The 15,128-nt window shown below is 35.3% G+C and carries 12 protein-coding genes; 4 read left to right on the plus strand and 8 right to left on the minus strand.

The genetic code is table 11. The features are described 5' to 3' along the window. Positions 1–18: 18 nt before the first annotated feature. The 3 genes from ACTWQB_RS05885 to ACTWQB_RS05895 all read right to left on the minus strand — a co-directional run bounded on the left by ACTWQB_RS05885 (position 19) and on the right by ACTWQB_RS05895 (position 2,758). The gene (locus ACTWQB_RS05885; RefSeq protein ID WP_443138255.1) at positions 19–1,308 is read right to left on the minus strand and encodes a protoglobin domain-containing protein; all 1,290 of its coding nucleotides are present in this window, start codon (positions 1,306–1,308) and stop codon (positions 19–21) included. 134 nt (positions 1,309–1,442) lie between these two features. Next, entirely contained in the window at positions 1,443–1,964 is a 522-nt protein-coding gene (locus tag ACTWQB_RS05890; RefSeq protein WP_443138256.1) for a DUF421 domain-containing protein, read from the minus strand. A gap of 221 nt (positions 1,965–2,185) precedes the next feature. Beyond that, the gene (locus tag ACTWQB_RS05895) at positions 2,186–2,758 is read right to left on the minus strand and encodes a TetR/AcrR family transcriptional regulator (protein WP_443138257.1); all 573 of its coding nucleotides are present in this window, start codon (positions 2,756–2,758) and stop codon (positions 2,186–2,188) included. 217 nt (positions 2,759–2,975) lie between these two features. Here ACTWQB_RS05895 and ACTWQB_RS05900 point away from each other — a divergent pair, with 217 nt between their 5' ends. Beyond that, positions 2,976–4,976, plus strand: coding sequence for an efflux RND transporter permease subunit (locus tag ACTWQB_RS05900; RefSeq protein ID WP_443138258.1), 2,001 nt, complete (start codon positions 2,976–2,978; stop codon positions 4,974–4,976). Beyond that, on the plus strand, positions 4,976–6,793 hold the full coding sequence (locus tag ACTWQB_RS05905; RefSeq protein WP_443138259.1) for a YhgE/Pip domain-containing protein: 1,818 nt from the start codon (positions 4,976–4,978) through the stop codon (positions 6,791–6,793). Before ACTWQB_RS05900 ends, ACTWQB_RS05905 begins: the two co-directional genes overlap by 1 nt. Before the next feature lie 59 nt (positions 6,794–6,852). Here the strand turns inward: ACTWQB_RS05905 and ACTWQB_RS05910 are convergent, their stop codons facing one another. Then, positions 6,853–8,406 (minus strand): BCCT family transporter, encoded by a 1,554-nt coding sequence (locus tag ACTWQB_RS05910; protein WP_443138260.1) that lies wholly within the window; start codon positions 8,404–8,406, stop codon positions 6,853–6,855. 205 nt (positions 8,407–8,611) lie between these two features. On the opposite strand from ACTWQB_RS05910, the gene ACTWQB_RS05915 reads away from it, so the two are divergent. Further along, complete coding sequence (locus ACTWQB_RS05915; RefSeq protein WP_443138261.1) at positions 8,612–9,223, plus strand: hypothetical protein; 612 nt, start codon at positions 8,612–8,614, stop codon at positions 9,221–9,223. Between the two features lie 135 nt (positions 9,224–9,358). Here ACTWQB_RS05915 and ACTWQB_RS05920 read toward each other — a convergent pair whose 3' ends face one another. From ACTWQB_RS05920 to ACTWQB_RS05930, 3 genes are all read right to left on the minus strand, one after another. Then, complete coding sequence (locus ACTWQB_RS05920; RefSeq protein WP_443138262.1) at positions 9,359–10,888, minus strand: AbgT family transporter; 1,530 nt, start codon at positions 10,886–10,888, stop codon at positions 9,359–9,361. A gap of 224 nt (positions 10,889–11,112) precedes the next feature. Then, positions 11,113–12,696: a peptide chain release factor 3 gene (locus tag ACTWQB_RS05925; protein ID WP_443138263.1), complete on the minus strand. Its 1,584-nt coding sequence runs from the start codon at positions 12,694–12,696 to the stop codon at positions 11,113–11,115. Positions 12,697–12,840: 144 nt separating this feature from the next. After that, positions 12,841–13,161 (minus strand): winged helix-turn-helix transcriptional regulator, encoded by a 321-nt coding sequence (locus ACTWQB_RS05930; RefSeq protein ID WP_443138264.1) that lies wholly within the window; start codon positions 13,159–13,161, stop codon positions 12,841–12,843. A gap of 111 nt (positions 13,162–13,272) precedes the next feature. On the opposite strand from ACTWQB_RS05930, the gene ACTWQB_RS05935 reads away from it, so the two are divergent. Further along, positions 13,273–14,067 carry an STAS domain-containing protein gene (locus tag ACTWQB_RS05935; protein WP_443138265.1) on the plus strand — a complete coding sequence of 265 codons (795 nt, stop codon included), beginning with the start codon at positions 13,273–13,275 and terminating at the stop codon, positions 14,065–14,067. Here ACTWQB_RS05935 and ACTWQB_RS05940 read toward each other — a convergent pair. Continuing rightward, the gene (locus ACTWQB_RS05940) at positions 14,064–15,128 is read right to left on the minus strand and encodes an NAD(P)/FAD-dependent oxidoreductase (protein ID WP_443138266.1); all 1,065 of its coding nucleotides are present in this window, start codon (positions 15,126–15,128) and stop codon (positions 14,064–14,066) included. The two genes, ACTWQB_RS05935 and ACTWQB_RS05940, sit on opposite strands and share 4 nt — an antisense overlap.

A 15,128-nucleotide genomic window follows, 5' to 3' on the forward strand; every position in this document is an offset into this window, starting at 1 on the left:
ACTTTGTCTCAACCTTTATTACATTACATCAATTGTCTCATTTAGTTTTTCTGCTGAAGCTGCCACTTCTTGAGACGCTTTATCGATTTCTTTAATACCACTTTGTAATTGAAGTAGTTCCTTCTCTGTCTCTTGGTTTTGAACCTTAGTATCCTTCATCGTCTTTAAAATTTGATCAAAGGATAACTCAGTATGTTTCATGTTCGTGCTTCCTTCTACAACTAATGAATTAATTTGTTGAACTAAATTATTAACGCTATTAATGTGTCCATTCGTTTTTTTAATCAGTTCTGACACATCAGTTGTTGACTGCTTTGTTTCATCTGATAACTTTCTAATTTCTTCGGCTACAACTGCAAACCCTTTCCCATACTCCCCTGCTCTTGCCGCTTCTATAGAAGCATTGAGAGCCAATAAGTTGGTTTGGTCTGCAATACTATTAACCATATCGATTACTTCATTAATTTGATCTGCAATTTCGTTAAGCTCAACAGAACCTTTTGATATATCTTCCATACCTTCTTCAATACTTTTCAAATTGCGAACCTGTGTTTCTAGTTGACTTTTTCCTTCAATGGAAATTTGTTCAGAGTGTTCTGCTAGTTTAGTACCTTCTTTGGCTGTATTTAATATTCTTGCCGTTTGATCATTTAACTCTTGAATTGCCGCACTAGTTTCTTGAGTAAATGCAGCCAGACTTTCTGACGTATCGCTGATATTTTCTACAGTATCCTTTTTCTGTTGTTCATATTGGTCTCGAATTCGTTGGTGTTCCTTTTCATAAGCTTCAAGTACGATTTGTTGTTCAAAGTTTAGTAATCTACTAATGGCTTGTATTGCCTCAACTAATTCTTTAGAATCCTCTATATGTTGTTTAACAACATTAACAAGAGAATTTAATAGATCTTGGAAGGCAGACATATACCATTCCGTCTTCAACCCAACACGTACGTGAACGTGGGCGATTCTTAAACGTTTTTCATAATAATCCTCATCAAGTACACCTTCAAACATTTCTTTAACATGGCGTGTTAATGTCTTCTTCAACCTCTCAACACTGCTATGCTTTTCAATAATATCTAGTAAATTCGGTTGTGCTGTAATATTGTCATAAAACCTCGTAACAATGAAATCGATATTATCATCTACAATTGGTTTTAACAATTTAATTCTTTTTAGATCCTCTAAATTTAAACCTATCATATGTAATTGTTTTTCAAGCTTAGGATGATTGGATAAATCGATCCTTACATCATTTGGTAGGTTGTTTTTGAAAAATAAATTGTTTTCTTTTGTACGTCCGAACAAATTGTTCACCCCAGTAATCTAAGTTATGTAATATTTACTAACGATTCATATTCTTACCTTACATATTACTATAACATTACAAAGATTACATAGAGATTATTGAATTTTTTTTAACATCAATTAAAATTTGTTTTTTATTGTAGGTGCTGAGGTGGTTCCTTCTTGTGGCCATGCTTACTTACTTCCTTAAAAATATTTTCTTCGTTATTTTGGCTATTTTGCTGATTAATTTGTTGTATGAGTTGTTGATTCGAACTAATTAGTTTAATTAATTGTTGAAACTCTCTCTTCGTCACTGGCTGTGCTTCTTCTTTCAACATGTATCCAATTTGACCGTTGGGTTCAATTGTAACGTAGCTGACATCACTTAACTTCGTAACGTTTTTTTGCCTTATATTCATTTCTAATTGATCAACTGTCATCCTAACCTTAGCCAGGTTTCTTTCATTAATTGTTCCGTTTTCAATTACTACTTTTGATTTACCAGTTATAATCTTTTCTAACCAATCAGATTTTAATTGAAGAATCTCCATGATAATTAATGTTCCAACTAATACCCCACCGATAAGAAAGGTAACGCCTAAATTCCTTCCTGAAACTTGTTGTATTAGGAGTGAACCAATTGCAATCATAATCACTGTTTGAGCTAATGTCATTTGCGATATTGTTTTTCTGCCTCCAATACGCAATAGAGCTGTACCTACAATGACAATTTAGATTGCTTTCCAAATAAAATTCCAGTCCATTAATGTCCCACCTAATAACTAATGTTATCAATAGTTTGTGCATTAATTATCAAAAATACTCTTTATACATTACAGGCGGCACTAGCTTCTTGACTTATTTCCTTACACGTTAATATTTAAATCACTCTTAATCAGAATTTATTTAAAAAACTTAACCCTTCATTCGTAAATTGACTGATCATTTCAGCCATTTCTCTTGGGGTTTTGTCCATTTCATTGTCAATCCAATCTTTAATCACATTTATTGCACCACTAACCACGAAGGTGCTTAAATATCGTGAATAGACCGAATCAACATTATGCTCCTCCATCCAATTAAACATAATAAAACGTTTGGCAATATTTATCATCTTCTTTTCAAACATTGGGTCAGCGTTATCATGCAGTAAGATTTCAAACATATATTTATTGTCAGCGATGTATTCGATTAATTTCTGAGTCATCTTTAGTGATTCTTCTTCAGTTTTTAAACTGTAGCTATTTAAATATTGAACTAGGTCCTCCGCTACTTCTTCTTCCATTTTTGCAAGTAAATCGTATTGATCTGAATAATGCGTGTAGAAGGTTGAACGATTGATGTCTGCTAATTCACAAATCTCTTTAACTGTTACTGATGATATAGGTTTATCATTTAACAATGAGATGAGACTTTCTTTCAGCACTTTACGAGTATACTTCTTTCTTCGGTCTAATTTTTCAGACATAAAATGCCTCTCTCCTTTATGACATTTCTGTTAAAACTCAACATTTTTTATTAATATGTCGGAAAACTAACATTGTATACTAGACTGTTTGTTGATTATCCAACACGGTGTCCATATAATAATAAAGTGTATTCTAAAGTGTTGCAAGAGAGGATGAGGACTTATTGACCTGTCAGAAAAGATAATTAAACATAGAAAACTTGTTGTTATTACATTTATGATTATTACTCTTGTTAGTGCAGTAGCACAATTTGGGGTGTCAGTTAATCATAATATGGTGGACTATTTACCAGACAACACTCCCTCCATGCAAGCCACTGACTTAATGGAGGAAGAATTCGACGAACCGATTGAAAATGCTCGCGTTATGGTTGAAGATGTTTCCATAACAGAGGCATTAACATATAAAGCTCAATTAGAAGAGATCAATGGCATTACTAATGTTACTTGGTTAGATGATGTCATAGACTTAAAAACACCGTTAGAGCTTGCTAATAAAGACACAGTTGAGTCGTACTACCAAGATGATCATGCCTTATTCTCAATAAGCATTCGTGAAGGCGACGAGGTCGAAGCGATTGATAAGATATACGAATTAATTGGAGATAGTGGTGCCATCACTGGTGATGCTCTAGATACTGCTACTTCACAAAAAATGGCGACTTCAGAGACACTTAATGCGGCTGCCCTTTTAGTACCAATCATCATTATCATATTGATTATCTCTACAACTTCGTGGATGGAACCTGTTTTCTTTTTAACAGCGATTGGTGTGTCAGTCCTAATCAATATGGGAACGAATATCTTCTTAGGCGAAGTATCATTTATTACTCAATCTGTTGCACCAATATTGCAGCTAGCTGTGTCATTGGATTATGCTATTTTCTTACTGCATAGTTTTTCAGATTATCGTAAACAAGTAGAAGATCCAAAAGAAGCAATGCGACTGGCAATGAAGCAGTCATTCCCTGCGATTATAGCAAGTGCTAGTACGACTTTCTTTGGCTTCATGGCTTTAGCGTTCATGGAATTTGGCATTGGAGCAGACTTAGGTATCAACTTAGTTAAGGGGATATTATTAAGCTTCTTAAGTGTTATGATCTTTCTACCTGCTCTAACATTAACGTTTTATAAGTGGATTGATCGAACTAAACACCGTCAGTTTATTCCTGATTTTAAAAACGTCGGGAAACGCGTGCTAAAGGTAAGAATACCTCCCTTGTTATTAGTATTAATTATCATGGTTCCCGCATTTCTAGCGCAGAGCCAAACTTCTTTTATTTATGGATTTGGTGAACATCCTGAATCAACTCGTGCAGGTGAGGACCAACGTGCCATTGAAGAAGAGTTCGGCAAGAATACACCTATGGTTATACTAGTGCCTAAAGGTGATGTAGCTAAGGAAGAGGAATTGGTTCAAGATTTAGAAAGTTTACCATATGTATCAAGCATTTTTTCTTATGTGAATACAGTTAGCTCAGCTATTCCAATTAATTACTTAGAAGACTCTATGATTGAGCAGTTTTATTCAGACAATTATAGTCGTATCACCGTCTACACAAAAACAGATGCAGAAGGTGAAGCTGCATTCTCACTTGTTGAGAGTGTGAGAGAAACTACAGGTTCATATTATGATGAAGCACATTTATTAGGTAATAGTGCGACATTATATGATATGAAAGAGGTTGTTGAACAAGATAACAAACTCGTTAACATTTTAACGGTAGCGACCATTGCAATTGTGTTACTCATAACATTTAAGTCCATTTCCATACCTGTCGTTTTATTGTTAACGATTCAATCAGCTGTTTGGATCAACCTTTCAGTACCATACTTTAACGGGTCACCGTTAGTTTATGTTGGCTACTTAATTATCAGCACGGTCCAATTAGCTGCGACAGTCGATTATGGAATCTTATTTACTGAATACTTTATGAAAGTACGTCAAAAAATGCCTGCTTATCAAGCAATGAAGAAAACAATTGATGATAAGACATTTGCGATCTTTATATCTGCATCAATCTTATCAAGTGTTGGGTTCATATTAGGGTTCACTTCAACTAATCCAATAGTTTCATCAATTGGTATGTTGTTAGGAAGAGGTGCTCTACTGGCATTTGTTTTAGTTGTCTTCTTCCTCCCTGCGATGTTACTAGTGTTTGATAAAATTGTTGAAAAAACAACGCTAAAATCTAATTTTTATAAAGAGAAAGGGTGATGAGTTTGAAACGAATAATCGCGATCATCACAACAGTTTTTTTGATATTACCAACATTTTTAGTCTCGGCAACAACTCAAAATTCAACAGATCCAGAAGTTCCTGAAGGTAAGGGAAATTTCTCCGAGAAGCATGAAGTTGTATATACCACTCTTAATGCCTTTGGTGAACAGAAAAATATGTATATCGTAAATAATTTTAATATAACAGAGCCTGGAAAAATTAAAGATTATGGCCCATATACGAAAGTGGAGAATTTATCTAACCTACATGGAATCAACATGCAGGATCAAGAGGTTGAGTTTATAGCAGATGGTGATCAATTTTATTACCAAGGAACGCTAGATGACAAAACTTTACCATGGAGTTTTGATATAACTTACACTCTTAATGGTCGCGAGGTAACACCTGAAGAGTTAGTTGGTCAAGATGGTCAAGTGGCTATTCACATCACTACTGAAGCTAACAACCAAGCAGATGAAATTTATTATGAAAATTACTTATTACAAATCTCATTAACTTTAGATTCAGAACGTTTTAGTAATATAAATGCACCTGATGGTAACATCGCAACAGCTGGCAAAAACAAACAAGTGACTTTTACTGTCATGCCAGAAAAGAATGGTGACTTCACTGTTGAGGCTCAGGCTGAAGACTTTGAAATGGAAGGTATTGAATTGAATGCTATGCCTTCTTCAATGTCAATTGATTCACCGGATGCTAATGATATGAAAGCTGAGATGAGTTCATTATCAGAAGCCACTGAAGAAGTTAATCATGGTGTTGAGGAATTGAAGAACGGGATTGCTGAGTTAAACGATGGCGTCCAGCAATTACAAAGTGGTTCTAAAGATTACCAGGATGGTATAAATCAATTGGCTCAAGAATCATCAGAATTAATTGAAGGTTCTCAGTCTATTGACCATGCTCTAGAAGAAATTAGCAGTTCATTAAATAGTGATTCTGGAAACATGAACGTTGGTGAACTAGAACAACTACAACAAGGACTATACCAAATTGCGGATGGCCTTAAGGAAACCGAACAAGGTTTAGAAGAATTAAATGATAACTATCAACAAGCTTATCAAGCCTTAAATGGTTCAATGGAGCAAATCCCAGAGTACAATATTAATGAAGATCAAATACAAGAACTCATTCAAAGTGGAGCAGACCCAGAAGTCGTTAACCAATTAGCGGAAACTTATAAGGCAGCTCGTACAGCTAAAGGCATTTATCAAGAGGTGCAACAAGCATTTGCGGCTGTTCCATCAACTTTAGACACTGTCACTAAGTCTCTTAGTGAAATGAGGGCGAATTTAACTACGATGGCAGATGAATTGGGTCAAAGTTTAGAGAATATGGATGTTGCTCAGTCCATGCAGGAGCTCCAAGAAGGCTTGAATACTTTATCTTCAAATTATAAAACTTTCCATTCAGGTTTGGTCGAATACACTGATGGCGTGTCACAACTTTCTAATTCGTATGGTGATATACACAGTGGAATGACTGAACTTTTAAATGGAACTCATGAACTTGAAGATGGTGCACAAGATTTGCACAATGGTACGTCTGAATTAGCTGATTCGACAGCTGATTTACCTGAACAAATGCAGGATGAAATAGATAATATGATTAACGAATATGACAAATCAGATTTCGAACCTGTTTCATTCGTTTCACCTAAAAATGAAAAAGTAGAAACCGTGCAATTTGTTATTAAAACAGATAGCATCAAACAAGATGAAGAAGAAGTTGAAGAAGCAGAAAAAGAACAGGAAAAAGGCTTTTGGGAGAAGCTTTTAGATTTATTTAGATAAAAAATTAAGACCTCAATAGACTTGTCTTTGTCTATTGAGGTCTTTTCTATTCTAAGATTTTATTTCCTTACATTGTGAATCCACGCTTTGTCCTCATCCATCATTTTCTTAGCTGCGTAAATGGTTAAGAACTGAATAATAATGATTGGTAATCCCATCAAGCCCGAGATAACTTCTAATGGTGCTAAACCACCGATTTGCATTAATATTAACGCTAGCACTGTAATGATAGCAGCCGTAAATATTCTTAAATTTTTAGAGGGTTCATACTTACTCATATCTCTTTTGCCTGAATAAGCTGCAATGGTATACGTTGTTGAGTCTAGCGTAGTGGTTAAAAAGATCATAGCAACTATAATAAAGATGACCATAATAATACTTGATAAAGGTAAAGCCGAAAGAATATGAGGAATAACATTTACGGGCTCTGTATCCTCAACACGATTTAACACATCGATGTCTCCATTTAAATAAGAATGAACGCCTAAACCACCTAGAATACCTGTTGCAACCCATGATAAAGCTGTAGGTGCTAATAAGTAAGTTAGAATCATCTCTTTTACTGTACGACCTTTAGAAATTTTTGCTGCAAAAACACTGTGCAGCATAGCCCAAGTTGCACTATAAGCAAACCAAAAAATCATATGGCTTTGTATATGAGAAGTTTGATCTATAGCAACGGATTCCGTATAAAACGATAAGCTTAAATAATTATTCAATAGGTGACCTACTGTATCTGTAAAATAATCTAAAATGAATACACCAGGCCCTGCAATTAAAATAAAAACAGCTAAACCGCCTGCAAGATAAATATTAAACGTACTGAGACGCTTAATCCCCTTTTCAATACCTAAATAAGCACTAACCGAAAATAAGAATACCCAAATAATAGTTACAATCATGGTTAATCCAAATGTAACCTCTATATTTAGCAACGCTGATAAATTCGATGTAATGATAGGAGTCCCAAGACCTAATGTGACAGCTGCTCCAGATAAAATACTAACTAAGAATAGAATATCTATAACCTTACCACCTACACCATCCGTAAAACGATCACCAAAAATGACACGACAAGCTTCTGATATTCTCATTAGAGGTCTCTTCTTTACGTGAATGACATAAGCCATAGCAGGCGCTGCCATTACAAAAATCGCAAATACCTGGAAGCTCCACAGAAACATACTATAGGCATTTCCCCATAATAATGCTTCTTGTGAACCAGGTTCCAATCCAAATGGTGGATCAATGGCTACTTGCGTCCACTGCACCACCCCCGTTCTCATGATTGTGGACCCAACACCCATCGCAATTAAGATAGATGCATATTGAAACATTGTGAATCTAGGCTTTTCATTCGGATCACCGAACACAACATTTCCGTACTTTGAAAATGAAAAATACAAGCCTGCTCCTAACAAAATAAGGGCATACCATATGTACCCCCAACTAAACCCATTAACTATTTGATCAAAAATGTTGTTAAGTAATTCTAATGATTCCGATTCATAAACAGAGAATGGAATACTTATAAGAACAATCAATAGAAATGAAGGTAAGAAAATTTTATAATCTACTAACCTCCAACTTTTAAATAACTTTCCCCTTTTCATCTCATTACCTCCTCTAAATAGTTCATTTGAATAACGTTGTAAAATTCACATACCACATTTTTATGAGATTAAACTTTAAGGGAATATTGTCGAAAATTGTAAAACTTTTTCGAATTTCAGAGTGTTTTTTATTGATTTTTATTTCGACACACGATATAATTTTTCTCGGAGTCAAAAATATACACACATAAAGGGAGGGAGTTTCATGCGTTATTTAGTAATTTTATTAGCATCTCTAATGCTAATTTTGGCAGCATGTGGAAGTAATGACAACGCAGAAACCGAGGAATCAAATACTGGTTCTGAACAAAATAACGAAGAAACTGAAAACACAGAAGAAGAAGGAGACTCTGAAGAAACTGCTGAGGCTAGCGATGATGAACTAGTTGAAGAAGCAATGAATTCTTACAATGAAGCTATGGAACAATTCCAAGCTGATTATGTTGATGGTACATCAGTAGAAGAATTCACTTCAGTTGAAGAAGTAGCTGACTATTTCTTAGAGAACGCTCAAGTAACAGAAGCTTTTGCTACAGACATAGCTGAAAGAGTTGTTGAAGAAAACGACGGCGAACTAACTTGGTTAGATCGTGATTACACAGTAACAGTTGATGCAGAAGAATTTAACATCTATTCAATGGGAGACAGCCAGAAATTCTACAATTTTAGAATTGCTGGAGATGCTGAAGAGAACCGTGGTGACTACACTTACGAACTTCTAAAAGAAGACGGCGAGTGGTTAGTTGATGAATTAAACTTTGGTTACTTAGATGGTGAGCATCCAGACGATCAAACTGAAGAAGAAGACGCTGAATAATAGACAAGCCTTGATCCAATTAGGATCAAGGCTTCTTCTATTACTATAATTATTTTAGTGACACACGAATCCTTTTCACGTTTGTTGTAAATATAAGAAAAATCTCAGCCACGCGGGCTGAGATTTTCATACTTTTTATCCATTATAGAAGAATGATGAACCTGGACCCAAGTCGATACCTAATAACATCCATACGAACAATAAGATTGTCCAGAATATTAAAAACGCAATTGAGTATGGGAACATAACTGAAATCATCGTACCAATACCCATTTTCTTATCATACTTCTGTGCAAATGCAATGATGATCGCGAAATAAGTCATTAATGGTGTAATGATATTCGTTGATGAGTCTGCAATACGATAAGCCATTTGTGTTAGCTCTGGTGATAAACCTAATTGCATCATCATCGGAACGAAGATTGGTGCTAACATCGCCCACTTAGCTGACGCACTTCCAATGAATAAGTTGATTACCCCTACTACTAGAATAAATAAAATTAATAGTAAGAACGGCATACTACTTAAATTCAAGAACTCTAGGAAGTTTGCACCTAACACACCGAGTACAATTCCCATATTTGTTTCAGCGAAGTAAGCTACGAACTGACCAGCTGTAAATGCTAACACAATGAACATACCCATTGACGCCATTGTGTCTGATAACTGATTCGCAACGTCTTTATCGTCTTTAATATTTTTCGTAACCATACCATAAACAAGACCTGGTACGAAGAATAAGATCGTAATAACAGGTACTAGAGATTGCATGAATGGTGATTGAATAACGGCACCATCTTCACCGCGTAACGGCGCATCTCCTGGTACGATTAGAAGTGATAAAATTACTACTGAGACTACAAATGATACAACTGCCCAGATTAAACCTTTTTTCTCAATTGGCTCTAATCCGTTTAGGTCTTCACGGTAGTCGCCTTTATACTCACCTAGACGTGGTTCAACAATCTTTTCAGTTACCCATGCACCAACTAAAGTTAGAATGAACACAGATGCAATAATAAAGTACCAGTTCATAGCAATGTTAATCGTTTCTGCATATTCAGGATTTAACATCGCTGCTGCTTCAATCGTTAACTCACCTAACATCGCATCGGTAGCTGATAAGAATATGTTTGCACTGAAACCAGCTGATACACCTGCGAATGCAGCTGCTAAACCAGCTAGTGGGTGACGTCCAAGACCTGCGAAGATCACGGCACCTAATGGTGGTAATACGACGTAACCAGCATCCGAGGCAACACTTGACATAATACCTGCAAATACTAGTCCAGCTGTAATTAATACTTTTGGTACTGATAGAACAAATCCACGTAATGCTGCACTAATAAGACCAGTACGCTCTGCAATACCAATACCTAGCATAGTTGCTAATACAACACCTAAAGGTGCGAATCCAATAAAGTTGTCCACCATGCTTTCAAATATATAACGAATACCTTCTGAGCTTAGAAGACTTTTTACTTCAACAGTTGAGTCTTCCCCAGGGTGCTCAACACTAACACCAAACATTGATACAACTGCTGATATAACAACCACTAATATAGCTAAGATTGCGAATAATGTTATGGGGTGTGGTAGTTTGTTACCAACATTTTCAATGCCATCGAGGAAACGTTGAAATAAACCTCTACGTTGTTTTCCCATGTTGATTAATCTCCTTCCAATTTAAATCTTCTGAAAAATTAGATTTCATTAGTTTTAGTAACGTGAAACATTATAAGGGCAATTCGCTTTAAATTAAACACCCTTTCCAAAACTCTAACTAGGAAAATAATTCATACAATTGTCAATATTTCGGATTCCTAAACGATTTTAAAATCAAAAGAAAACTGGATCCTCAATAGATCCAGCCTTTAATCAACCCTATATTAAGTTTGGTCATATTTGTTTACTTCATACAGATCAATTAACTCAACTTCAGGATGTTGGTCTTTAAACCAATTTAACGCAAAGTCATTTTTGAATAACACAACATAGTTTCCTTCACGATCTTGTACGAGCATGTTTCGTTCATCGAATAAATTCTTACTAAACTTTTCATCTGGTAACCATCTAGGTACACGTTCACCGATAGACTCTAATAGTATTTCGGAATTATATTCATTCTTCATACGGTATTTAAAAACGTCAAATTGCAACTCTCCAACTGCACCCACTATAAACGACTCACCTTTATTTTTCGTAAACAATTGTATTGCACCTTCTTGAACCAGCTGCTCAATCCCTTTTCTAAACTGTTTGGATTTCATAACGTTTTTAGCTGTAACTCGTTTATAAATTTCGGGAGGGAATTGTGGTAATTCATCATACTCAAAGCGTTCTTTCCCTTCAAGAAGAGTATCACCAATTCGGTAAACGTTAGGGTCATAAATACCAATTATATCCCCTGCATAAGCTTCTTCGATATTATCTCTTGAGGATGCCACGAATTGTTGGGATTGCGCTAAATTAATCGTTTTACCAGTTCTAGCCAACTTCACGCCCAATCCACGTTCAAATTTTCCAGAACAAACCCTCAAGAACGCCACACGATCACGGTGTTGTGGATTCATGTTCGCTTGGATTTTAAAAATGAAACCCGAGAAATCCGGATTATCTGGTTGAATAACTCCATCCGTCGTTTTTCTTGGAGCTGGTGGCGGTGCCATATTGATAAACGTATCAAAAAACGTTTTAACCCCAAACGGTGCTAATGCACTTCCGAAAAAGACTGGTGTTTGTTCACCTTTTAAGACAGATTCCATTGAGAACTGATCCCCGGCTTCATCTAACAACTCTAGCTCCTCTTCTGCCGTTTGATATTCATCTTGACGTTTTAATTCATCGTATTCGAGGTTCTCTAAATTTTCATAAGGAATAATTAACTCTGCTTCATTGTTTTGATATTGAACGAATTGTTTACCTTGTCGGTCGAAGATTCCTAAGAATCGCTTGCCCATCCCAACAGGCCAGTTCATTGGATAAGTCTCAATGTCTAATACTTCTTCTATTTCTTCTAGCAATTCGAAAGGCTCTCGCCCTTCACGGTCCAGCTTATTTATGAATGTAAAAATCGGAATACCTCGCATACGACAAACTTTAAACAATTTCTTAGTTTGTGCTTCGATCCCTTTTGTGGCATCAATAATCATGACAACACTATCGACAGCAGTTAACGTACGGTACGTATCTTCACTAAAATCTTCGTGACCCGGCGTGTCTAGAATGTTGATTTGTAAGTCCTTATATGGGAAGTTCATCACACTAGATGTAACAGATATTCCACGTTGTTTCTCAATTTCCATCCAGTCTGATGTCGCAAATTTTCCTGACTTTTTCCCTTTTACAGTACCAGCTGAGCGAATTAAATTTCCAAATACTAATAATGTTTCTGTTAATGTTGTCTTACCAGCATCAGGGTGAGAAATAATCGCAAAGGTACGACGTTTTTTCATTTCTTCTGTAATTGACATTCACAAAATCCCTTCTTTATAAATATATAATTTGTCTTTTGATTTGGGATTTTAACTTACATTAGTATAATTCTCCTTTGACTTTTAACTGATTTTTCACCCTACTACTATACATCAAAATTAACGATGATTCACCCCTGAATATTATGAGGTTGTTTTCTGTTCACTGTGTAATTCTCCCCATTCAACCATCATTTCTAATAATGGTTTTAAAGGTCTACCGTATTCTGTTAAAGCATATTCAACTTTCGGCGGTACTTCTGGGTATGTTGTTTTTGATATCAAACCATCTTGTTCTAATTCTTTAAGTTGTTTAATTAAGGTTTGATGCTTTATTAACGGTATACTTCTTTTAATTTCTCCAAACCTTAAATTACCTTCATATAATTTTAATAAAATAACTGCTTTCCACTTTCCACACACGACATCTAACGTTACTTTAATATTTTCTAAATCACGATCCATAACTGGAACCTCCTCCTAGTACATTAAAAAATACCTCTTTTATAAAACTTTTAATCCTTTAAAATTAATATAAGGAGATATTTTTTATTATCTCTAGGAAGGAGTCTAATTATGGAAAAAAATGAACATTTAAACCAAGCGGGGAGCCTTATATATGAACACTACCCTGAGATTTTAAATACAGTTGCTGCTTCCTTAGACAATGAAGATACAAAAAGAGGGTTAGATCACCTTCTTCATATTATTGAAGGTAGAGTGTTTAATGGAGATCGTTCACTAACCTATCAAGGCGTTAAAAATGCTGGTTATGAAAAAGGCAAACACGATTCTGCTTGTTTTCAAGAATTAGTAGAGCTTTTCCCTTACATTAGTGAAGGAATTTGGAACTATATTTCCAACATAAATGATGATTACGTGTTAACCATGGACGAACGTCTACGTTTAAATAAAGAAGTAGAACTAACTATACTTCATTATAATGCAGGTTACACAAATGGTTACGCTTCTAAAGTTGATAATGAAAATAATAATTTCAATCAAAAACTTAATGAACTTTCCGTACCGATTATTAAAGTCGACAACAATATTGGTGTCTGTCCGTTAATAGGTGATATTGATTCTGATCGAGCATCTGTATTAATGAGTAAGACTTTAAATAACGTTTCAGAAGAACATATTGATTATTTAATTTTAGATTTAACTGGAATGGGTCATGTCAATGAGTTAGTCGCCAAATATTTATTTGATATTGTAAATTCTATGGAATTAATTGGGACTAACATTATTTTTACAGGAATTCATAAGCAACTTGCTATGACAGCTATATCATTGAATATTAATTTAGGCGACAAGAAAATTTATCAAACTGTAGCAGATGCTTTGAAATCAATTAATAAATCTACTTAAGAATCACTTTCTTTAAGTACAAGTTTAGCTAATTCCTTTCCAAGATACGGTCCACTCGTAATACCAGATGCGCCAAGGCCGTTTGCAATCATGATTTTAGGATGACCAGGAAGCGAGCCAATATAAGGTGTTTTATTAGGCAACATTGGGCGAAATCCCACTCTTGATTCAATGAATTTTGCTTTTTCTAATCCTGGTGCAAATTTAAAGGCTGTTTTTAAAATTTCAAATACTCCACTTGCTGAACTGGAAGAATCAAAATCTGTATTGTCTTCATGTGCTGAACCAATGAACACACTATGATTGTCAAAGCCCACTATATATTTATTATTCGGAAGCATTATGGCCGGCCACTCTGATGGATCATCGTCTCTTACTTCTAAATGTAATACCTGAGTCTTTTGTGAATATACAGTAAAGTCAATGCCAGCATGCTTAAGTAATTGTGATGACCATGCTCCATTGGTTACGATAATTTTTTCTGCCTGATATTTATGTTGGTTAACTTTTACAGTAGTTTCATCATTTAATTCCGCCTCACCTTGAATAACGCTAGCTCCATGTTTAATTGCTCCTTCAATTAATGCCTTTTTCATCAAGTCACCGTTAACTCTTGCACCACCACTTATATTTACTGCTCCCATTCTATTAGACATGATTGAAACCGACGATTCAACTTCATTTGGAGACAATTTCATCACTTCACCAACTCTCGGTGCTTGTTGACGTCTTTCTTGAACATCCGCCACCATTTTATCTAATTTATCATCGCTTTTATGTAAATGTAGTGAACCTACTTGATTGTAACTGGTTTTGGTAATTCCATCGTTCGCAAGTTCTTGTATAATTTGCGGGTAGTAATGTGCACCGTTGTTGATTATCTGATACAGCTCTTCATTTTTCTTTTGTGATAACCACGGACTAATAATACCTGCTCCAGAACGGGTCGCCTCACCTTGATCAAATTTATTGACTAACAGAACAGGGGCACCATGCTTGGCTAAGTGATAAGCAGTAGAAGCTCCAAGAATCCCTGCACCGATTACTATATATGGTTTCAT

This window comes from Piscibacillus sp. B03, from assembly GCF_052246295.1.
Classification (GTDB): Bacteria; Bacillota; Bacilli; order Bacillales; family Alkalibacillaceae; genus Piscibacillus.

Excerpts from the sequence above, each read along its gene's own strand:
- ACTWQB_RS05895 (WP_443138257.1), bottom strand. The coding sequence starts at position 2,758 with ATGTCTGAAAAATTAGACCGAAGAAAGAAGTATACTCGTAAAGTGCTG.
- ACTWQB_RS05935 (WP_443138265.1), top strand. The coding sequence starts at position 13,273 with ATGGAAAAAAATGAACATTTAAACCAAGCGGGGAGCCTTATATATGAA.
- ACTWQB_RS05890 (WP_443138256.1), bottom strand. The coding sequence starts at position 1,964 with ATGACATTAGCTCAAACAGTGATTATGATTGCAATTGGTTCACTCCTA.
- ACTWQB_RS05905 (WP_443138259.1), top strand. The coding sequence starts at position 4,976 with ATGAGTTTGAAACGAATAATCGCGATCATCACAACAGTTTTTTTGATA.
- ACTWQB_RS05920 (WP_443138262.1), bottom strand. The coding sequence starts at position 10,888 with ATGGGAAAACAACGTAGAGGTTTATTTCAACGTTTCCTCGATGGCATT.
- ACTWQB_RS05930 (WP_443138264.1), bottom strand. The coding sequence starts at position 13,161 with ATGGATCGTGATTTAGAAAATATTAAAGTAACGTTAGATGTCGTGTGT.
- ACTWQB_RS05910 (WP_443138260.1), bottom strand. The coding sequence starts at position 8,406 with ATGAAAAGGGGAAAGTTATTTAAAAGTTGGAGGTTAGTAGATTATAAA.
- ACTWQB_RS05925 (WP_443138263.1), bottom strand. The coding sequence starts at position 12,696 with ATGTCAATTACAGAAGAAATGAAAAAACGTCGTACCTTTGCGATTATT.
- ACTWQB_RS05940 (WP_443138266.1), bottom strand. The coding sequence starts at position 15,128 with ATGAAACCATATATAGTAATCGGTGCAGGGATTCTTGGAGCTTCTACT.
- ACTWQB_RS05915 (WP_443138261.1), top strand. The coding sequence starts at position 8,612 with ATGCGTTATTTAGTAATTTTATTAGCATCTCTAATGCTAATTTTGGCA.
- ACTWQB_RS05900 (WP_443138258.1), top strand. The coding sequence starts at position 2,976 with ATGATTATTACTCTTGTTAGTGCAGTAGCACAATTTGGGGTGTCAGTT.